This is a genomic window from Roseobacter sinensis (genome assembly GCF_025755255.1).
GTDB classification, from domain to species: Bacteria; Pseudomonadota; Alphaproteobacteria; order Rhodobacterales; family Rhodobacteraceae; genus Roseobacter; species Roseobacter sinensis.
Genome location: NZ_JALIEB010000009.1, coordinates 63,228 through 83,174 on the forward strand (window position 1 = coordinate 63,228; position 19,947 = coordinate 83,174).

The following is a 19,947-nucleotide window of genomic DNA, read 5'->3' on the forward strand; positions in this document are numbered from 1 at the left end:
TCCGCTGGGGTGCGCCGGCCCGGCCGGCCATCTCAAAACGGGAACCGGTGAAGTTCGGGTGGCGGGCGTTCGATCTCGGGCAGCAGCCCCACGTCCTTTCTGAGATAGGACGGCAAATGCGCCTGACCGCGCAGATTTGCCCGGCCCCGCCGAGGCCGCGCGATGAGTCTGGCCACCAGCCGGAAAAAGAGCCCGTGTGACCGGCCGAACGGGATGTAGAGGGATAAGCTTGGCATTTTACTCTCCATGAATGATGGAAAGCCGCCACATGAGGGGAACGCATGAAAAAGGCCGCATCATGAGGCGGCCTTCAGATTGGAAACCTGTCAGACCGCGTTAGCGCGTGGTCATCACGCCCGCGTGGCGCAGTGCTGGGAACGGAAGTTTCATCATATCCGACCTTTCCGGGTCCTTGGGTTTCGTCCGGACCTGCTACCAGCGCGGGGTGAGTCGTTCAACAGTATTGATGTGTGTCGGTACAATTTTGCTGATCTGCAATCAGGGTCGCTGCAGGGGCGCAGACGGAGGGGCCGGCATATGATCTGGAACAAGGTGATACGCAAAAGACCGATCTATCCTGCGTCCGATAGATCCTGAAGGAGGACGCAATGAAGATACTGATTGCCTATGCGAGCCTCGAAGGCCAGACGCGGAAGATCGTGACTGCCGCGGCCCGCGCGTTGCAAGACGCGGGCGCCGAGGTTCAGATGTTCGACACCGCGGACAAGGCGGCGCCGCTGGCCTTTGACACCGTGGATCGCGTGATCCTCGCCGCCCCGGTGCATGAGCGCCGCCACCCGCTGACCTTCGAGGTCTTTATCGGCGCGCATCGCGCCGACCTGCAGGCGCGCAAGACGCTGATGCTGTCGGTCAGCCTCAATGCCGCCTTTGCCGAAGGGCAGGAGGAGGCTCGGGACTACCTGACCGAGATGGAAATGCGCACCAAGTTCGCAGCGGACCGCAATGTTCTCGTGGCCGGGGCCGTGCAGGCTGGCAGCTACGAGTACTTCGAGACACAGATCCTGCGCCACGTGGTCCTGCGCGACCTCGATTACGACATCAGCGATGGACCGAAGGAATTCACCGATTGGGATGCGCTGAAGTCCGAGGTGGCGGCCTTTCTGGAGGAGCCTGTCGCCGGCTGATCTCGGCTGCTCTGTTTTGACAGTCGCGGGCCCGGAGGCGTTAGCGCATCTTCATGATGATGCAGGTGGTCGAGCCGGTCGCATAGAGCTTGCCGTCCTCCACACCGCGGATATTGCCATGCGCGACACCGGTGGAGCGGCCGGCGTGATCGACCTCGCCGATGCAATCGATCAGCGTGCCCACGGGCAGGTTGCGGGTGATGTTGATTTTGAATTCGAGCGTTGTGTAGACCGAGCCGCGCGGCACCTTCGTCATCACGGCACAGGCCATCGCGGAATCGAGCAGGGTGCCGTACCAGCCGCCGTGCACGGTGCCCATGGGATTGGTCACGTAAAACTCAGGCGTGCCGCGGAAGACCACGCGGCCGTCGTCCACTGCATGCAGCCTGTATCCCATCGTCTCGCCAATCGGCGGGCCGGGGCTGCGGCCGTCCAGAATGCTCTGCATGAACTCCAGCCCCGACATCGACAAAAGCGCGTCCTGGCTCAGCAGATCGGCAGGTGAGGTGGCTGTGCGCATGAGGGGGCTCCGACACGTGGGATGACGCAGCGGCAGCTAAGCCCCGTTTCACTGGCATGACAAGAGGTTACGCGACGTCGCGCACGCCTGCGGTCGCGAGCGTCACGCCGAGCGCGTGGCAGATTTCCCGCGTCATGTCGGGGCGGTTCAGCGTGTAGAAATGCAAGGCATCCACGCCTTCGTCCACCAGATCCGAGCAGAGCTCGGTGCAGACCGCCGTTGCCAGAAGGTCGTGCCGGTCGTCGCGGATGGCCGCGTCGAAGGCCTGATCGAGCCAAGCCGGTATGGTCGCGCCGCAGCGCAACGCGAATTTGCGGGCGTTCTGCCAGTTGACGATCGGCAGGATGCCGGGCGTGATCGGCGCCGTGATCCCCGCTTTCGCGCAGTCGTCACGGAACCGCAGGAATGTCTCGGCTTCGAAGAAGAACTGGGTGATCGCCTCCGCGGCCCCCGCGTCGATCTTGGCCTTGAGCCAGTCGATGTTGGCTGCTTGACTGGTGGCGTCGGGGTGCTTCTCGGGGTAGGCGCCGACGCGCAGGGTGAACTGGCCCGATTGCGCGAGGGCCTCGATGAGCTCGACCGAATTGGCAAACCCATCCGGATGCGGCGTGAAGCGGGCCTCGCCCTCGGGCGCATCGCCGCGCAGGGCAACGATGTCGGTCACCCCGGCCTTGGCAAAGCGCTGTGCGATGGCAAGCGTTTCTGTCTTGGATGCGCCGACACAGGTCAGATGCGCGGCCACCGGAAGGCCGGAGGACTTGCGCAGCGTGTAGGCGGCATCGTGGGTCAGATCGCGGGTGCTGCCACCCGCGCCATAGGTCACGGAGAAGAAACGCGGCTCTAGCGGAGCGAGGGCCTGCGCGGTTTCGAAGAGCTTGAAGGACGCATCAATCGACCGCGGCGGAAAGACTTCGAAAGAGACGGAGGGCGTGGGCATGGGGCGCTTCCTTTTCGGATTGCACATCTTGTGCCACAGCTCGCTTCGTGAGACAAACTCATAACCCTCATCTTTAACATGAGCTGGATATGCATATCGAGTTTCGCCACCTGCGCACGATCCAGGCCATCCACCAGGCTGGCGGGCTGTCGCTTGCGGCCGAGAAGCTGCACATCACGCAGTCAGCCCTCAGCCACCAGATCAAGGGGCTGGAGGATCAGGCGGGGGTCGAGCTGTTTGTGCGCCGCTCCAAGCCGCTGAAGCTTTCGCCAGCGGGTCTGCGTCTTCTCAAGCTGGCCGAGCAGGTCCTGCCGCAGGTTCAGGCCCTGCAGGAGGAGTTTTCGGGCCTGCGCGACGGCAGCGCGGGGCGGATGCACATCGCGATCGAATGCCATGCCTGTTTCGAGTGGCTCTTCCCTGTCTTGGAGCGGTTTCGCAAGAACTGGGGCGAGGTGGACGTGGACATCCGGCCCGGCCTCGCCTTCGATGCGATGCCCGCGCTCTTGAAGGAGGAGGTGGATCTTGTCGTCTCCTCCGACCCCGAGGACATGCCCGGGGTTGAATTCATCGAACTCTTTGATTACGCGCCGGTTTTCGTGGCGTCGGGCGCACATCCGCTCGCACAGAAATCTTACGTGGAGGCCGAGGATTTTCGTGGTGAAACTCTGATCACCTATCCGGTGGAGCGCACGCGCCTCGATGTCTTCAGCCAGCTTCTGATCCCCGCCAAGGTCGAGCCTGCGGCGATCCGCCAAGTGGAACTGACGGCCGTCATCCTGCTGCTCGTGGCATCGAACCGGGGCGTGTCGGTTTTGCCCGATTGGGTGGTGCGCGAGGTGAAATACTCCTCGGACTACATCACCCGACCGCTCACCAAAGACGGCATCACCCGCAGGCTCTATGCGGCTGTCCGCACGGACGATCTGCAAAAGCCGTTCATGCAGCAACTCCTTGAATTCGCGGGCGAAGAGGCGCGCAAGCTTCAGGCAGTCTGAGCCTATTGCAGGCTGCGCAGGAAGCGGTTCCCGAGGCGGATGAGGTCGTCCACGGGGTTCGGTTGCTGGCGCCAGGTCGGGCGCCTGTCGGTCGTGCCATCCAGCCAGACCTCGACCCGACCCGGTGCGCCGTTGCCGCTTTCCGAGAAATCGCGCGCTTCGATCCGCAAATCCCGCGCGAGCGTGCGCGCGACGGTTGCGTCGGTCGCATCGTAAAAGCGGACATGCGGGGCCGAAATCGTGAGGCTCAGGCGCTGGACCGTCGCAATCTCAAAGCCGTTCTGACCCAGTTCCGCCTTGCTTTCATCCAGTGCGGCGGTGGTCACACTGTCGGGCGCATAGAGGTGGATCCTGGGTCTGACCGGTGCCGCGGGCGGGTCCGGCGCGATATCGAAGAGCGGGATCTCGGGCGCTGCCTCGGCCGTAGGGGCATCGGGCGTGTCCGCTTCTTCGGCGGGTGCCTGCGGTGCATCCTCGGGCGCGATCTCCGTCGGTGATGCAGCCGTGATTACAGGCGCTTCGGCCTCTGCCTCCGGCAGCGCCCCGATTGAGAGCGCCGTGCCGAAACCGAGGGAGAGCCCAAAACCCAGGGCAACACAGCAGACGACGGCAAGCAGAGCCGCGCGACCGGAAAGGGACGGCGCCCGCCTGGTCGCGGCCGTCCGCACATGGCCCGAAGGCCGCCGGACACTTTCGATCGCCTGATGCCGGATCGCCCGCAGCACCGGCTTCTCGGTCTTTGGCGCGGTCAGCGGCGGCGGCGTGCGTGCGAAGGCGGGCACCGGGCCGCGCACGGGCTCGGGTGGCGGCACCAGACCAGGCGCAGGCTCGGGCGGCGGCATCGGTGCTGCGGCCGCAGGCGCAGGTGTCGGTGTTGCGGTCACATCCGCAGGTTCGGATTTCGGTACGACATCAACCGGCGGCGGTTTTGGGCCGCGGTTCTTTTCGGCCAGCACCTTTTCGCGCTGCGCGCGGGCAGCTTCGAGCCGCTGGTCCCAGTCGCCGGAACTCAGCAGCTCGGTGATCTGTGCGTGTTTCGATGCGCTTGTGTCGCTCTCTGCAGTCGTCGGTATCGTCCCCGCCATTGTCTCAGGCCTCAGCTAGGGTGTCCCACGTGTTCGGGCCGCGCGGACCTTTCACCGCACAATAGCTTGACAGCGCAGGGGCGTAAAAACGAAGCGGTGCCTGCGCCGGGCTTTGAGCAGCTTATCGCTCGTGACCCTTAGGCGGGTTTCAGCGCGCGAGCCGCGCCGCACGCCCGCCGCGCCGCTTGGAAAGCTGGCCTTGCCGTGACGGCAATTCGGCCATGACAGTTCGCCGCGCCTCCGGACTCATGCGCGACCAGGCGGTGATCTCGTCGATGGAGCGCAGGCAGCCGGTGCAGAGCCGCACCTCGGGCTGAATCACGCAGACCTTGATGCAGGGGCTTTCGATCTCGTCACGGCGCCAGATCTCGTCACTCATACTCTCTTTTCCTCATGCGCCACGCATCACGCGAAGCCTGTCCAATGCGCCTTGCAAGATATATCCCGCGGCCACCTGATCAATGACCTCGGCGCGACGTTTTCGCGACGTATCCGCCTCCAAGAGCGCGCGTTCGGCTGCCACGGTCGACAGACGCTCGTCCCAAAAGGTGATCGGCAGGTCAAATCCGTCGATGCGGTCGAGGTTGCGGGCGAAGGCGCGTGTGGACTGGCAGCGCGGCCCTTCGGTGCCGTCCATGTTGCGGGGCAGGCCAAGGACCAGCCCGCCGATCTGCCTCTCCGCGGTGATTTCGGCGAGGCGGGCGGCATCCTGCATAAACTTGCGGCGCTTGATCGTCTCCAGCGGCGTTGCAATGGACAGAAACGTGTCCGAGACCGCCACTCCGATGGTCGCGGTGCCAAGGTCCAGCCCGACGAGGCTCTGCTGTGGCGGCAGCGCGGCGGCGAAGCCCGCCAGATCGTCGTAGATCATTCCACGACCTGCGCCCGCTGGCCGGCCCGCAGCAGCAGATCGAGCGCGCGGGTGTCGTCGGCGAAAACCTCGACCGCGTTGTCATAGACGGCGCGCGCCTGCGGGCGCTGGCCCAGCACGCCGAGCGCGGTGATCAGCTGCGCCCAGTCCTGCACCGGGCCGCCTTCGCTCGCCAGCCGTTCCGAGAGGCCGGTCACCATGCCCTGGATCATCTCCAGCCGTTCGGCAGGCGAGAGGTTTTCGGCAGCTTCCACATCGGCGGCAGAGGGGCCGCGCCCGCTGCCGATCTCGGGCAGCTGATAGTTCACGCCGGCGCGCAGGGCCATGTCTTCGATCTGGGCGAGGATCGGCGGAATCCAGGGCGCATCCTCGGGGCCAGCGCGCAACAGCGCGTCCCAGGTCCGGAAGGCGCTGTCGGGCCGGCCGGTTTGCGCCATCATCAGGCCCATGTAGTAGCGCGCCGTGCCGTTGTCCGGCTCGAGCGCCAGAGCGGATTGCAGCGCCGCTTCGGCTTCGGGCGAAACATAGCCGCCCGCCGCCACGACCAGCATGTCCGCATAGTCGGTGTGATCCTGCGCGGTCACATCTGCGCCCTTGATGCGAATGACCTCGGCCTGGGCCTCTGCGGCGGCGCGGAAATTGCCCAGATTTGCTTCGTTCTGGGCCAGCAGGATATGGCCTTGCAGATCGTCCGGTCGGCGCGCCACGGTGTCGCGCAGCTGCTCGACAAGGGCCACATAGTCGGGGCTTGCGTCCTGGGGGAGCCGCGCGGCGGGCAGGCTGGCTTCGGCTTCGGCCTGGCTCGGCCGTGTGGCGCGGGCCTCTTCGGCGAAGTCGATCCGGTCGGCGAGCGACAGATCGCCATAGCCCGGAGCGCCGAGCTGAAGATACATCGCGACGCTGCCACCAACGAGGACAAGTGCGATGAGTGCTGCGACGATGCCGGGTGCGCCCTTGTCGGCGTCCGCGGCAACACTGTCCTTCTGCAAGGCGGCGTCGGCTGCCAGGATGCGGCGCGAGACCTCCGCGCGCACGCGGTCTGCATCCTCTGGGCTGACGACGCCGCGCGCGAGGTCCTTGTCGATCTCCTTCAGTTGGTCGCGGTAGACGCGTAGATCATAGGCCGCCGGCGGCACCGCCGCCCCGCTGCGCGGCGCCCGCAACCCAAGCGCCAGCAGAACCGCGATGGCCAGCGCCAGACCGCCCGCGAGGATCCAGAAGACTGTCATCAATGCCTCCTCCTTAGCCCCTTCACTTAGTCAACAATGGGCGCACACAAAAGGGGCAAAAGGCCACGGTGACATGGCGTGCGCATGGGCAATTGTGTGCGGTGTCGCAAACTTGTTAGAAAGCGGCGCGCGCAGTCTCTCGTTTTTTCGCAACTGCCGCAGAACAGGAGCAATCCGGGCCTCTGCGCGCGGGGTGTCTGACATGGGGTGATCCGGCCGTGAAACGCTATTCCGTCTTTGCCGTGGCGCGCGAGGCTCTGCGCTATCACACCGGCTGGGAGCGGGCGTGGAAAAAAGCGCAGCCGAAGCCGCGCTACGATGTGATCATCATCGGCGGCGGCGGGCACGGGCTGGCCACGGCCTATCACCTGGGCAAACGGTTCGGGATCAAGAACGTCGCGATCCTCGAGAAGGGCTGGCTCGGCGGCGGCAACACGGGCCGGAACACGACGATCATCCGCAGCAATTACCTGCAGGATCCGTCGGCGGCGCTCTACGAGAAGTCGCGCGCGCTTTACGAGACGATGTCTCAGGATCTCAACTACAACGTGATGTTCAGCCCGCGCGGGGTGATCATGCTGGCGCAAACCCATCACGAGGTCCGCGGCTATCAGCGCACGGCCCATGCCAACGCGCTGCAAGGCGTGAAGACCGAGTTCATCGGCCCGCGTCGCGTTAAGGATCTGGTGCCGATCATCAATATCGACGGACCGCGCTATCCGGTGCTGGGCGGGCTCTGGCAGGCACGCGGCGGCACGGCGCGGCACGATGCGGTGGCCTGGGGCTATGCGCGGGCATGCTCGGACATGGGCATGGATATGATTCAGCAGTGCGAGGTGACGGCGATCCGGCGTGAAGGCGGCAAGGTCGTCGGTGTCGACACCACGAAGGGTGCCATTGACTGCGACAAGCTGGGCATCGTGGTGGCGGGCAATTCGGGCCATGCGGCGGCGATGGCGGGCTTCCGTCTGCCGATTGAGAGCGTGGCGTTGCAGGCGCTGGTCTCGGAGCCGATCAAGCCCTGCATGGATGTGGTGGTCATGGCCAACACGGTGCACGGCTACATGAGCCAGTCCGACAAGGGCGAGATGGTGATCGGCGGCGGCACGGATGGCTACAACAACTACACCCAGCGCGGCGCGTTCCACCACATCGAGGAGACCGTGCGTGCGCTGGTCGAGACCTTCCCGATGATCTCGCGCCTGAAGATGCTCCGGCAATGGGGCGGGATCGTGGATGTGACGGGCGACCGCTCTCCGATCCTGTCGAAGACGCCGGTCGAGAATGTCTTCATCAACTGCGGCTGGGGCACGGGTGGTTTCAAGGCCACGCCCGGCTCCGGCTGGGCGATGGCGGAGCTGATGGCGAAGGGGCACGGATCCCTGACGGACGCCTTCGGACTACAGCGCTTCCGCGAGGGCCGCTTCATTGACGAAAGCGTTGCCGCAGGGGTGGCGCATTGATGTCACTCGTGCGTTTTCTTGCCCTGACCGGCCGCACTGCCGAAGGCGATCAGGCTGCCCACGTCCACCTCGCGCCCGCCACGCGCGGCCTTGCGCTCGGCGATGCCGCGACGCTCGCGGACCAGCATGATGATTGCCACCACCGCAATGGCGCCGAAGACCAGGACGGCCATCATTTCCTTGCTCATCTGAGGCTCCTCTTTCCCTGTCGTGCCCAAAGGATAGCGCGCCTTGATGGACTTGGCGACAGTTACCCGTCCGGAGAGCGATGGAACAAGGCGCAGCCTTTCAGTGTTTCCTCTGCAACTGAAATGTACAGAGGAGACATATCATGTCCGATCAAACGCAGCAGAACTCGAAAGGTGGGAACACCGGTCTTGCCTTCGTGGTTGGGATGCTCGTCGTCATTGTCGGTATCCTGGCCTATCTCATGCTGGCCGACGATGCCGGCCTCTCGGTCGAAGGGCCCGATACAGCCATTGAAGGGGCCGCAGAGGCCATTTCGGGCGAATGACGCCAAGAATTCGACCGTTGCGCACGCCGCCAGGACGACCTTGCGTCCCGGCGGCGTTCCGTCTTTTTCCATCAAATCCCCGCCATCGGCACCTTTTGGCCAGTCTTTCTGCGGCGCTCCGGCTTCACACCGCCCAAATTCGAGGGTGCAGTCCCCCGACATTGTTACCGCTCTCGCATCGGCCAAACTGACCTCCCGTAACAAGGAGACTGACCAATGGCTGACTACACGACCCACAACACTGATGGCGTCAGCGGCAAGGGCATTTTCATCGCGCTCGTGGTTATCGGCGCGTTCGTCTTCCTGCTGGCCGTTCTGGGCACGAGCACCGTTCCACCTGATGGGGAAGGTGCAACGGCCCCGGCAGCCATCGAAACGGCACCCACAGCACCGGCTGACACCACAGCCCCAGCCGTGGTGGAATAACACACCTCTTCTTCCTCCCCTGATCGCAGCAGGCGGGCGTCTTTTGGCGCCCGCCTTTTTGCTGTGCCCGCCCAAGACTGCCGGAGCGCGCCCATGCTGATCCTCACCTGTCCCGTCTGCGGTGTGACGGCCGAAGAAACCGAATTTCACGGCGGCGGCGAGGCGCATCTGACCCGCCATGGCCCGGGCAGTTCCGACGATGAGTTTCAGAGCTATCTCTTCATGCGGGAAAACCCGCGTGGCGTGCATTTCGAGCGCTGGCGCCACGTCTATGGCTGCGGCAAGTGGTTTCACGCGGCGCGCTGCACCACGACGCTGGAGGTCTTCGGCACCTACCCTGCCCAGACCACCGAACCGCCCAAGGACCTGCGCAAGACGATTTCCCAAAAGCGCCCCGGCTGGACATGGAGAGATCTCACGTGATCCTTCACCCGTCCCAAAATACTCAAATCCCGACACCGACCAAAACGCGGATCATCCGATCATGAGCACACGCCTGGCCACCGGCGGCCGCCTCCTGAACAAGAGCAAGCCGCTGAGCTTCACTTTCAACGGCAAGCGGCTGCGCGGCTTCGCAGGCGACACGCTCGCCTCGGCGCTGCTGGCCAACGACCAGATGCTCGTCGGCCGTTCGTTCAAGTACCACCGTCCGCGCGGGATCGTCGCCTCGGGGGCCGAGGAACCCAATGGGCTGGTCAACCTCGGGGAGGAGGGCCGTTTCGAGCCCAACCAGCGCGTCACCACGACCGAGCTCTTTGAGGGACTTGCAGCGCAGAGCCAGAACCACTGGCCCAGCCTCGACTTCGACATAGGGGCCGTCAATTCGCGCCTCAGCCGGTTTCTGCCTGCGGGCTTCTACTACAAGATGTTCATCCATCCGCGCCCCTTGTGGAAACATCTTTACGAGCCGTTCATCCGGCAGTCGGCAGGCCTGGGCCGTGCACCGACGGCGCGGGACGCCGACACCTACGAGCATTTCTATTTCTTCTGCGATGTCATGGTCATCGGCGGCGGCGTGGCGGGCCTGCAGGCCGCCAAGGCCGCCGCCGTGACCGGCGCCAAGGTTCTGCTGGTCGAGCAGACGGCGCACTGGGGCGGGCGGGCGCTGGTCGACGGCGGCACCGTCGAAGGCAAGCCTGTGGACAACTTCGTGGAACAAATCGTTTCCGAACTTGAAACAATGCCCAATGTGACCCTGCGCAAGCGCCTGATGGGCGCGGGGGTCTACGACCACGGCTATGTGCTGGGCTATGAGCAGCTGCGCGATCACGCGCCCGACACACCCGGCCCCCGGCACCGGCTCTGGCGCATCCGGGCGGGCCATATCGTGACCGCCACGGGTGCCATCGAGCGGCCATTGTCCTTTGCCGGCAATGACATCCCCGGTGTGATGCTGGCCTCGGCGATGCGCGACTACGTGGTCAATTACGGCGTCTCCTCGGGCGACCGCACCGTGGTCGTGACCAACAACGATGACGCCTATCTGACGGCATCTGCGCTCGTAAATGCTGGGCTGCGCGTGCCCGCCATCCTTGATGCGCGGGTTCTCGCTGAGGACAGCCCGGCCATGGCGGAAGCGAAGGCACTCGGCATCCGCGTGCTGATGGGCCACGGCATCGCATCGGTGAAGGGGACCAAGCGCGTGACCGGCGTGGGTGTCTGCAGCCAGGCCGGCGAAGGCGCAGTGCTGGAAGAGGTGGCCTGCGACGCGGTGGCCATGTCGGGTGGCTGGTCACCGGTCGTCCACCTCTGGTCGCATTGCGGCGGAAAGCTCGTCTGGGACCAGGCGCAGGCACATTTCAAGCCGGATGTGGACAAATCGCCCACCGGAGCCGCGGGCGAGGCCTTTGTGACCCCGGCCGGCGCCGCAGCAGGGCCGCTGCACCTGGGCGATGTGCTGACCAGCGCGGATCAGGCGGGCAAGGATGCGGCGAAGGCGCTTGGATTCAAACCGAAGCGGCGCAAATGCCCCGTCGGTGAAACGCCGGACGAGGCGCCGATGCAGCCCGTCTGGCTGATGCCGCAGGGCGCAGGTGCCGAGCTGCGCAGCAAGGCCTGGCTCGACTATCAGAACGACGTGAAGGTCTCGGACGTGCAGCTTGCCGCACAGGAAGGCTTTGAGAGCGTCGAGCACGCCAAGCGCTATACCACGCTCGGTATGGCCACGGATCAGGGCAAGCTGAGCAATATCAACGGGCTGGCCACGCTGGCCGGATCGCTTGGCAGCTCCATCCCCGAGGTGGGGACAACCACGTTCCGGCCGCCCTATACGCCCATTTCCATGGGGGCGATTGCGGGTGAGGCGCGGGGCGAGGTGTTCCAACCCATCCGCCGCACGCCGATGCACGACTGGCATGAGGCGAACGGCGCGGAGTGGGAGCCAGTGGGCCACTGGCGGCGGCCCTACGCCTACGTGCGCGACGGTGAGAGCACCTATGACGCGGTGATGCGCGAGACGAAGAACACGCGCGAGAACCTCGGACTGCTCGACGCCTCGACGCTCGGCAAGCTGATTGTGAAAGGCCCGGATGCGGGGCGCTTTCTCGACATGCTCTACACCAACATGATGAGCACGCTGAAACCCGGCAAATGCCGCTATGGGCTGATGTGTTCCGAGAACGGCTTTCTGATCGACGACGGGGTGGTGGCACGCATCGACGAGGACACTTTCCTCTGCCACACCACCACCGGCGGGGCCGAGCGCATTCACCAGCATATGGAGGAATGGCTGCAGACCGAATGGTGGGACTGGAAGGTCTGGGTTGCCAACGTCACCGAGCAATATGCGCAGGTGGCTGTCGTAGGCCCGAATGCCCGCAAAGCGCTGGAAAAGCTGGGTGGCATGGATGTCTCGAAGGAGGCACTCGGGTTCATGGAATGGGCCGATGGCGAATTGGCAGGCTTCAAGGTCCGGGTCTACCGCATCTCCTTCTCAGGCGAGCTCAGCTATGAGATCGCCGTGGAGGCAAGCCAGGGGCAGGCCTTTTGGGATGCGCTGATGGTCGTCGGCCATGATCTCGGGGTGATGCCCTATGGCACCGAGGCGCTGCATATCCTGCGGGCGGAAAAGGGCTTCATCATGATTGGCGATGAGACCGATGGCACGGTGATCCCGCAGGATCTGGGCCTCGACTGGGCGATTTCGAAGAAGAAGGATGACTACCTCGGCAAGCGCGCGCTGGAGCGGACCCACATGACCGACCCCAACCGCTGGAAGCTGGTGGGGCTCGAGACGCTCTCGGGCGCGGTGCTGCCCGACGGCGCCTATGCGGTGGGCGAGGGGATCAACGCCAATGGTCAGCGCATCACGATCGGGCGGGTCACGTCGAGCTATCATTCGCCGAACCTCGGCCGCGGCATTGCCATGGGGCTGGTGCTGCATGGGCCCGACCGCATGGGCGAGGTGCTGGAGTTCCCGGGAACCGAGGGCGCCACGTTTAAGGCGCGCATCGTGGATCCGGTGTTCTATGACAAGGACGGAGAGAAGGCGAATGTCTGAACCAGTGACGGCCCTCGGTGGGGTAAGTTCCGATGCGAGGATCGCTGCGATTGCCGAAGCACCCTTGCAGGGCATGATCACGCTCCGCGCAGACCTCTCCGACAGCGCCGTGAAGAAAGCGGCCAAGGCTGCGGCCGGCGCGGATGTCCCGGGTCCGGGTACGGTGCATCTTGGGGATGAGAGCGGCCTCTGCTGGATGAGCCCCGACGAGCTTTTGCTGCTGTGCCCCTACGCAGAGGTCACGGAGACGCTGGAACGGCTGCAAAAGGCGCTCGTCAAGACCCATGCGCTGGCGGTCAATGTTTCCGATGCGCGGGCGTCCTTCACGGTAACCGGCCCGCGGGCGCGCGAGGTGATGGGCAAGCTCTGCCCTGTGGATTTCGCACCCGACAGATTCGCTCCGGGGATGTTCCGCCGCACCCGCATGGCTCAGGTCCCAGCCGCCATCTGGATGAGTGCCGACGAGACATTCCGCATCGTTTGTTTCCGGTCTCAAGCCCAATACGTCTTTGATCTTCTGACTGTCGCCGCCCAGCCGGGATCCGAAGTATTTTCTGACGGAAAGACACCGGCTTTGGCTTGACCTTGCTCGCCGTTCCCGAGACGTTCACGGTCAGTCGGGCGCGGGCGGGCATATCCGCACGGTCACGTATTGTGTATGGATCGGTGACGAGGGTTTTTGATCATGAAACATGTTTTGGGCGTGCTGCTTGCGGTGGCCGGATTGGCGGCAGCGACGCCGATACGCGCGGCGGAAACCGTCTATGACTGCACTGCTTCCTTCAACACCACCCGCGGCTTCATCGCGCCGCGCATCGTCTTCTTTGTCGATGCGCAACGGGGCACGGTGCGCGTACTCGACGGCATCATCCAGGCGGTCAATGGCGGCCCGGTAGAAGGCTCGCTGAAGGCGCGGTCCGAGAAGGTGCATCGCATCGACTGGCGCGTCAGCAACGTGGCGACCGAGGCGGGGGCGCTCAACATCACCTACCGCGCCAATCTCAACCACGCAGCCCAGACCTATACGATGGAGGCACGCATTGGCGGTTACGACAACGACGCCCGCGGACAGGGCAGCTGCAAGGTCGCACGATAGGCAGCTGTGATGACCTACGCGAATAGCCTCTTCCAGAGATTGTGCCTTATCGCGGCGGCGGCTGCCGCGAGCGCTTGGGTCCAGGCCCCAGACGCCGCAGCCCAGACGGCCCAGGGCGTTTTGTACGACTGCGACATGAGCCCCAGCAGGCGCAACGAATTCTGGATCTCGACCAAGATCGGATTTGTTCTGCTGGACACGGGCGCGGTCGTGATCTCGGACGGTGTGACGCTGGCCTACGGCGTTGGCACCGCGCCCGGCACGCTCCTGCGCAACACCGACCGCGAAATCCGCGTGTCGTGGCAGCTCGAGGGCGGGCTGCGGCAGCGCCGGGACCGCGAGGTAATTTTCCCGAATGCGGAGTACACCGCAACGATCTCGAAACCGTCGAACCGCATCACGGTCCGGGGCAAGCTGCCGGGGCATCGGAGCAGCTTTTCGGGGCGTGGCCAATGCGTCATGCGGGCCGGGTAGGCCGCGGCGCCTCGGCGATGGGAGCGGACCTCGTGAAAACCGCTTTGGCGGAACTTTTTGGCGTCGTTAACACTTGATCTCGGGAGCGGCTGCGCTTCATGTGCAGTGTACCCAATTCAAATGACAAAGGGGGCCCACAATGGCTTTTTCACTTCCCGATCTTCCTTATGCACATGATGCCCTGGCATCGAAGGGTATGTCGAAGGAGACGCTGGAGTATCACCATGACCTGCACCACAACGCCTATGTGACCAATGGCAACAAGGCGATCGAAGGCACCGAGTGGGAGGGCAAGTCGCTCGAAGAGATCATCAAGGGCACCTACGACGCGGGCGCAGTGGCGCAGAACGGCATCTTCAACAACATCAGCCAGCTGTGGAACCACAACCAGTTCTGGGAGATGATGGGCCCGGGCGACAGCGCGATGCCGGGCGAGCTGGAAAAGGCGCTGACCGAGAGCTTCGGCTCCGTGGACAAGTTCAAGGACGAGTTCAAGGCGGCGGGGGCCGGGCAGTTCGGCTCGGGTTGGGCTTGGCTGGTCAAGGACACGGACGGCAGCCTGAAGGTGACCAAGACCGAAAACGGGGTGAACCCCTTGTGCTTCGGGCAGACCGCGCTTCTGGGATGTGACGTGTGGGAGCACTCCTACTACATCGATTTCCGCAACAAGCGCCCGGACTACCTTGCCAATTTCCTCGACAATCTCGTGGACTGGGAGAACGTCGCCTCGCGCATGTGATCCGCGCCACAGGTTTTAAGAAGGCCCTGCCACCCGGCGGGGCCTTTTTGCTTGTGGGCGCGGGGGTTTGGGCGCAGAACCCTTCCAGGAAGGAGACCACGGATGCAGAGCGAAGCGGCCAGGGGCGTTGGTGCGATGGTGGCGGCCTGCTGCATCTGGGGACTCTCACCGCTCTACTACAAGCTGCTCGCCGAGGTACCGGCGGCCGAGGTGCTGTCTCATCGAATGATCTGGTCGCTGGTGTTCTTCGGCGCCGTGCTCGCCGTGCAGCGCCGTCTGCGCGAAGTGATCGGCGCAATGAACACCGGGTCTGCCCTCCTGCGGGTGGTGCTCGCCTCGCTGATGATCGGTGCGAACTGGGGGCTCTTCATCTGGTCGGTCCAAACTGGTCAGACAACGCAGACCTCGCTGGGCTACTACATCTACCCGCTTGTCGCGGTGGTGATCGGACGCATCGTCTTTGCCGAACGTCTGTCCCCCGTCCAGTGGCTGGCCGTGGCGCTCGCGACGCTGGCAGTCACGCTGCTGACGCTGGGGCTGGGGCTGCTGCCGTGGATCGCACTGACCCTGGCGGGAACCTTCAGCATCTACGGCTTGCTCAAGAAGCAGATGGCAGCGGGGCCGGTCGTCTCGGTGACCGCCGAGGTGCTGCTTCTGGTGCCCCTTGCGCTGATGATACTGTTGCAATCTCATCACAATGGCGGCACCGTGCTGGGTGGCGACTGGCGCATCTTTGCCCTGCTGGTGTTCTCCGGGCCGATGACGGCGCTGCCCTTGATCCTCTTCTCCTATGCCGCGCGGCGGTTGGCGATGACGACCGTGGGGCTGCTGCAGTACCTCAACCCGACATTGCAATTCGGCTGCGCCGTTTTCGTCTTCGCCGAGCCCTTTGGCCCGTGGCACGTTGCAGCATTTGCGCTGATCTGGACTGCGCTGGCGCTCTACTCCGGTGCAGCGCTCCGTCAGGACAGGGCCCGGCGCAGAGCCGCGCGCGCCGCCGCCGTGTCGGGGACTGCCGTATAGAAGTCGTGCAGACTCGCCGCGGCAAAGCCCTGATCGGTCACATGGTGCAGAAGCTGCATTAAGGGATCCCAGTAGCCATTTGTATTCACGAGAAAAACAGGCTTCTCATGCAGTCCGAGTTGGCGCCAGGTCAGCACCTCGAAGAGCTCGTCGAGCGAACCCGCGCCACCCGGGAGGACCACCACCGCATCGCAGTTCATGAACATGACCTTCTTGCGCTCGTGCATGGTTTCGGTGACCACGTAGGAGGTCAGATCGGTCTTTCCGACCTCCCATGCAACCAGATGGTTCGGGATCACGCCGAAGGTTTCGCCGCCGGCCGCCTGCGCCGACCGGGCAACCGCGCCCATCAGCCCAACATCCCCGGCCCCATAGACGAGACGCCACCCTTCCTCGGCGAGCGCGGCGCCCAGAGCTTCCGCTTCGGCGAGATAGGCGGGGTCGGCGCCTGTACGCGAGCCGCAGTAAACGCAAATGGATTTCGGGCGCATCGCTGGGTCCTTGCCTTTGAAATGAATAGCAAAAGAGAGGTCATGTGTTTTGACCGGTGATAGAGCAGTTGATATGTAGGCTCAACGCCCGTTCCGCTGTGCGGAGCGGTCAATGGTGTGCAAGAAGAGAAGATCATGAGCGACGCGCGCGCTGACACCAAACCGGGGGGAACCGGGCTCTGGCTGGCCGGGGCCGTGGTGATCGGTGTCATTGGCGCAGGCGTCTACATCATGTTCGACCGCGACGAGGCCGCAGGCCCGGACGACCTGGCCGCCCTTGAGGAACCGTCCTCCGACAGCGCCACGCCGGAGGCTGACGCGCCCGTGCAGCAGGAGGCCTCTGCGGCGGAGGCTGAGCGTGAGGAGGCGACCCCCGCAGCCCCCCCGGAGCCTGCGCCGCAGACCCCGCCCACGGTCGACGAAGTCCGGCTTGAAGCCGACGGGCTGACAGTGATTGCCGGCCGCGCCGAGCCGGGCGCGCAGGTCTCGGTGCGCGTGGACGGCGAGGAGGTGGCCACGGCCGTGGCGGACGCCCGCGGTGCCTTCGCCGCCGTCGGCGTGGTCGCGCCCAGCGATGCGGTGCGGGTGCTCACGCTCGAAGCGCAGGGCGCAGACGGGGCTGTCGCGTCGGAGGAAGATGTCATCCTTGCACCCTTGGCACCACAGGTCGCCGACGCTGCGCCTGTCCAGGGCGACACGGCACCCGACGCGGATGCCCCGAAGCGAGCGACCCAAGAGGCTGTCGAAACCGCCGAGCCGTCGCCCGCGGGTGACGAGCGGGAGGTGGCGGCGCTGGCGCCTGCCGCATCTGGGGCCGGGCCATCCGCCGCGCCGGTGCCGGATGCGGAGGCGCTGGATCCGACTGCGGGCCAGGCCGCCGCGCTGGCCGATCCGCCCGTGACCACCACGGCAGAGGCTGCCACCTCTGCACCCGATCCCGGATCGGTCGCGGTGTTGAAATCGACCGAAGAGGGTGTCGAACTGCTGCAACCCGCGCCCGAGGCGATGACCGCGGTTGCCATCGACACGATCAGTTATTCCGACGCCGGGGAGGTACAACTCTCGGGCCGCGCGGTCGCTGGCACCTCGGAAGTGCGCGTCTATCTCAACAACAGCTTCGCGACCTCGCTGCCCGTGGACAGTGACGGGGGCTGGCGGGGCGATCTGCCTCAGGTCGACGCCGGCATCTATCAGTTGCGTGTCGATGAGGTGAACGCTGCAGGCGTTGTGACCAGCCGGATCGAAACGCCGTTCAAACGCGAAGCCCCCGCCGCGCTGGCCGAGGCAGATACAGAGCGCGCGGGCCCGGTGCGTGCGATCACCGTGCAGACCGGCGACACCCTTTGGGCCATTGCCCGGGACCGATACGGCGAAGGGGTGCTCTACGTGAAGGTCTTCGAAGCCAACCGAACCGCCATCCGCGACCCGGACCTGATCTATCCGGGGCAGGTCTTCGACCTGCCGGTGGAGTGAGCCGCAGCATCGCAATTCGTCGCGCGCGACTGGCCAAAGGGGCTGCGGTGCCTTAGGTAAACCCCTGAACGCACGCGGGATCCTTCATGCCAGCTGACACCACGACCACCTCGGAGGCGGAGGCCGCGGGGGCCACTCCGAAAACCGAAGCCGAAGAGCGTCAGTCCGGGCTGCGCACGATCCGCAAGGTTGCGCCCTACCTTTGGCCCGCGGATCCGGCCTGGGTGCGGCGGCGCGTGCTGGGCGCGATGGCATTCCTGCTGCTGTCCAAGCTGATCTCGGTGGCAACGCCCTTCTTCTACAAGGGTGCAGTGGATGCGCTCGCGGAAGAGGGCGTGCCGATGCTTGCGCTCGGGGCGGTGGGGCTGACCGTCGCCTATGGCGTGGCTCGGCTGATGACCGTGGGCTTTCAGCAGCTGCGCGATGCGGTCTTCGCGCGTGTCGGTCAGCGGGCCTTGCGGATGCTGGCGCTGGAGACTTTCAATCATATCCACCGCCTCTCGATGCGCTATCACATCACGCGCAAGACCGGCGGCCTCAGCCGGATCATCGAGCGCGGGGTCAAGGGCGTCGATTTCCTGCTGCGCTTCCTGCTGTTCTCGATTGGCCCGCTGATGCTGGAATTGCTGCTGGTGGGCATCATCCTCGCGGTGGTCTTCGATGTCTGGTACCTGGTCGTTGTCGCCGTGACCATCGGTCTGTATGTCTGGTTCACCTTCGCGGTGACCGAATGGCGTGTGAAGTTGCGGCGCGAGATGAACGATCAGGACACCGATGCCAACCAGAAAGCCATCGACAGCCTGCTGAACTTCGAGACGGTCAAGTATTTCGGCGCGGAAGCGCGCGAGGCCCGGCGCTATGATGCGGCGATGGCGAAATACGAGGTCGCGGCGATCAAGACCAATTACAGCCTCGCCTTTCTAAACTTCGGCCAGTCGCTGCTGATCACCGCAGGGTTGGTGGGTGTGATGGTGATGGCCGCGATCGGTGTGCAGAACGGCACGCTGACGGTGGGCGATTTCGTGATGGTCAACGCCTACATGATCCAGATCACCATTCCGCTGAACTTCCTTGGCACGGTCTACCGCGAGATCCGTCAGGCGCTGGTGGACATGGGTGAGATGTTCGACCTCTTGGAACAACCGGCCGAGGTCACCGATGCGCCGGAGGCGCGGGCGCTGGAGGTGCGCGGCGGGCGCATCGAGCTCGACGACGTGCGGTTCGGCTATGACAGTGATCGCATGATCCTGAAGGGCGTGACCGTGACGGCGGAACCCGGAGAGATGGTGGCCATCGTCGGCTCCACCGGGTCGGGCAAGTCGACCATCGGGCGGCTGCTCTTCCGGTTCTACGATGTGAACGCGGGCGCGCTGCGGATCGACGGGCAGGATGTGCGCGACGTCACGCAGGAGAGCCTGCATGCAGCCATTGGCGTGGTGCCGCAGGACACGGTGCTTTTCAACGACACGATCCGCTACAACATCGGCTATGGCCGCGATGGGGCGACGCAGGCCGAGATCGAAGCAGCGGCGCAGGCGGCGCAGATCCACGACTTCATCATGGGGCTGCCGGACGGCTATGACACGACGGTGGGCGAGCGCGGGCTGAAGCTCTCCGGTGGCGAGAAGCAGCGGGTGGGCATTGCGCGGACCCTGCTGAAGGACCCGCCGATCCTGCTGCTCGACGAGGCGACCTCGGCGCTCGACTCCGAGACCGAACAGGAGATCAAGGAAGCGCTGATGCAGGCGGGGCGTGGGCGCACCGTGCTGACCATCGCGCATCGGCTCTCGACGATTGCCGAGGCCGACCGGATCATCGTGCTCGAACAAGGCGAGATCGTCGAGCAGGGCCGGCATGAGGATCTGCTGGCCAAGGCGGGCCGCTATGCGCAGCTCTGGACCCGGCAACAGTCGGATGAGGCGGCCTGATGGCGTTCGGCGCGCAAGGTCCTTCTTGCGTCTCGACGT

23 protein-coding genes are annotated in these 19,947 nt (G+C 64.8%); 14 read left to right on the top strand and 9 right to left on the bottom strand.

Annotated elements, in window-relative coordinates:
- Positions 1–32: 32 nt before the first annotated feature.
- Positions 33–236, bottom strand: a complete 204-nt coding sequence (locus MUB52_RS14155; RefSeq protein WP_263844887.1) for a hypothetical protein — start codon at positions 234–236, stop codon at positions 33–35.
- Positions 237–608: 372 nt separating this feature from the next.
- On the opposite strand from MUB52_RS14155, the gene MUB52_RS14160 reads away from it, so the two are divergent.
- A complete protein-coding gene (locus MUB52_RS14160) occupies positions 609–1,145 on the top strand; it encodes a flavodoxin domain-containing protein (RefSeq protein ID WP_263844888.1) in 537 nt (178 codons plus the stop codon).
- 40 nt (positions 1,146–1,185) lie between these two features.
- On the opposite strand, the gene MUB52_RS14165 is transcribed toward MUB52_RS14160, so the two are convergent.
- Both MUB52_RS14165 and metF read right to left on the bottom strand, forming a co-directional pair.
- The gene (locus MUB52_RS14165; RefSeq protein WP_263844889.1) at positions 1,186–1,665 is read right to left on the bottom strand and encodes a PaaI family thioesterase; all 480 of its coding nucleotides are present in this window, start codon (positions 1,663–1,665) and stop codon (positions 1,186–1,188) included.
- A gap of 67 nt (positions 1,666–1,732) precedes the next feature.
- Entirely contained in the window at positions 1,733–2,602 is an 870-nt protein-coding gene (gene metF / locus MUB52_RS14170) for a methylenetetrahydrofolate reductase [NAD(P)H] (RefSeq protein ID WP_263844890.1), read from the bottom strand.
- Positions 2,603–2,691: 89 nt separating this feature from the next.
- Here metF and MUB52_RS14175 point away from each other — a divergent pair, with 89 nt between their 5' ends.
- Positions 2,692–3,597 (top strand): LysR family transcriptional regulator, encoded by a 906-nt coding sequence (locus MUB52_RS14175; RefSeq protein ID WP_263844891.1) that lies wholly within the window; start codon positions 2,692–2,694, stop codon positions 3,595–3,597.
- 2 nt (positions 3,598–3,599) lie between these two features.
- Here MUB52_RS14175 and MUB52_RS14180 read toward each other — a convergent pair whose 3' ends face one another.
- The 4 genes from MUB52_RS14180 to ccmI form a co-directional block, all read right to left on the bottom strand.
- Positions 3,600–4,682: a hypothetical protein gene (locus MUB52_RS14180; protein WP_263844892.1), complete on the bottom strand. Its 1,083-nt coding sequence runs from the start codon at positions 4,680–4,682 to the stop codon at positions 3,600–3,602.
- Positions 4,683–4,830: 148 nt separating this feature from the next.
- Positions 4,831–5,061 carry a DUF1289 domain-containing protein gene (locus MUB52_RS14185; protein WP_263844893.1) on the bottom strand — a complete coding sequence of 77 codons (231 nt, stop codon included), beginning with the start codon at positions 5,059–5,061 and terminating at the stop codon, positions 4,831–4,833.
- 12 nt (positions 5,062–5,073) lie between these two features.
- Positions 5,074–5,553: a Holliday junction resolvase RuvX gene (gene ruvX / locus MUB52_RS14190; RefSeq protein WP_263844894.1), complete on the bottom strand. Its 480-nt coding sequence runs from the start codon at positions 5,551–5,553 to the stop codon at positions 5,074–5,076.
- Entirely contained in the window at positions 5,550–6,782 is a 1,233-nt protein-coding gene (gene ccmI / locus MUB52_RS14195) for a c-type cytochrome biogenesis protein CcmI (RefSeq protein WP_263844895.1), read from the bottom strand. The genes ruvX and ccmI overlap by 4 nt, the downstream gene beginning before the upstream one ends.
- Before the next feature lie 218 nt (positions 6,783–7,000).
- On the opposite strand from ccmI, the gene MUB52_RS14200 reads away from it, so the two are divergent.
- Entirely contained in the window at positions 7,001–8,245 is a 1,245-nt protein-coding gene (locus MUB52_RS14200) for a sarcosine oxidase subunit beta family protein (protein ID WP_263844896.1), read from the top strand.
- Positions 8,246–8,247: 2 nt separating this feature from the next.
- On the opposite strand, the gene MUB52_RS14205 is transcribed toward MUB52_RS14200, so the two are convergent.
- Positions 8,248–8,433, bottom strand: a complete 186-nt coding sequence (locus MUB52_RS14205) for a hypothetical protein (protein WP_263844897.1) — start codon at positions 8,431–8,433, stop codon at positions 8,248–8,250.
- Positions 8,434–8,576: 143 nt separating this feature from the next.
- Here MUB52_RS14205 and MUB52_RS14210 point away from each other — a divergent pair, with 143 nt between their 5' ends.
- From MUB52_RS14210 to rarD, 9 genes are all read left to right on the top strand, one after another.
- The gene (locus MUB52_RS14210; RefSeq protein ID WP_263844898.1) at positions 8,577–8,759 is read left to right on the top strand and encodes a hypothetical protein; all 183 of its coding nucleotides are present in this window, start codon (positions 8,577–8,579) and stop codon (positions 8,757–8,759) included.
- A 216-nt stretch (positions 8,760–8,975) separates the two neighbouring features.
- Positions 8,976–9,185 carry a hypothetical protein gene (locus MUB52_RS14215; protein WP_263844899.1) on the top strand — a complete coding sequence of 70 codons (210 nt, stop codon included), beginning with the start codon at positions 8,976–8,978 and terminating at the stop codon, positions 9,183–9,185.
- 93 nt (positions 9,186–9,278) lie between these two features.
- Positions 9,279–9,608, top strand: coding sequence for a sarcosine oxidase subunit delta (locus MUB52_RS14220; RefSeq protein WP_263844900.1), 330 nt, complete (start codon positions 9,279–9,281; stop codon positions 9,606–9,608).
- 61 nt (positions 9,609–9,669) lie between these two features.
- Positions 9,670–12,684, top strand: coding sequence for a sarcosine oxidase subunit alpha family protein (locus MUB52_RS14225; protein WP_263844901.1), 3,015 nt, complete (start codon positions 9,670–9,672; stop codon positions 12,682–12,684).
- The gene (locus tag MUB52_RS14230) at positions 12,677–13,267 is read left to right on the top strand and encodes a sarcosine oxidase subunit gamma (protein WP_263844902.1); all 591 of its coding nucleotides are present in this window, start codon (positions 12,677–12,679) and stop codon (positions 13,265–13,267) included. Before MUB52_RS14225 ends, MUB52_RS14230 begins: the two co-directional genes overlap by 8 nt.
- 102 nt (positions 13,268–13,369) lie before the next feature.
- Positions 13,370–13,780 (top strand): hypothetical protein, encoded by a 411-nt coding sequence (locus MUB52_RS14235; RefSeq protein WP_263844903.1) that lies wholly within the window; start codon positions 13,370–13,372, stop codon positions 13,778–13,780.
- A 9-nt stretch (positions 13,781–13,789) separates the two neighbouring features.
- Positions 13,790–14,254 carry a hypothetical protein gene (locus tag MUB52_RS14240; protein WP_263844904.1) on the top strand — a complete coding sequence of 155 codons (465 nt, stop codon included), beginning with the start codon at positions 13,790–13,792 and terminating at the stop codon, positions 14,252–14,254.
- Positions 14,255–14,393: 139 nt separating this feature from the next.
- Positions 14,394–14,993, top strand: a complete 600-nt coding sequence (locus tag MUB52_RS14245) for a superoxide dismutase (RefSeq protein ID WP_263844905.1) — start codon at positions 14,394–14,396, stop codon at positions 14,991–14,993.
- A gap of 102 nt (positions 14,994–15,095) precedes the next feature.
- Positions 15,096–16,016 carry an EamA family transporter RarD gene (gene rarD / locus MUB52_RS14250; RefSeq protein WP_263844906.1) on the top strand — a complete coding sequence of 307 codons (921 nt, stop codon included), beginning with the start codon at positions 15,096–15,098 and terminating at the stop codon, positions 16,014–16,016.
- On the opposite strand, the gene MUB52_RS14255 is transcribed toward rarD, so the two are convergent.
- Positions 15,956–16,507, bottom strand: coding sequence for an LOG family protein (locus MUB52_RS14255; protein WP_263844907.1), 552 nt, complete (start codon positions 16,505–16,507; stop codon positions 15,956–15,958). The two genes, rarD and MUB52_RS14255, sit on opposite strands and share 61 nt — an antisense overlap.
- 135 nt (positions 16,508–16,642) lie before the next feature.
- Here MUB52_RS14255 and MUB52_RS14260 point away from each other — a divergent pair, with 135 nt between their 5' ends.
- Both MUB52_RS14260 and MUB52_RS14265 read left to right on the top strand, forming a co-directional pair.
- On the top strand, positions 16,643–17,980 hold the full coding sequence (locus tag MUB52_RS14260) for a LysM peptidoglycan-binding domain-containing protein (protein WP_263844908.1): 1,338 nt from the start codon (positions 16,643–16,645) through the stop codon (positions 17,978–17,980).
- Between the two features lie 86 nt (positions 17,981–18,066).
- Complete coding sequence (locus MUB52_RS14265) at positions 18,067–19,908, top strand: ABCB family ABC transporter ATP-binding protein/permease (RefSeq protein ID WP_263844909.1); 1,842 nt, start codon at positions 18,067–18,069, stop codon at positions 19,906–19,908.
- The last annotated feature ends 39 nt before the right edge of the window (positions 19,909–19,947 follow it).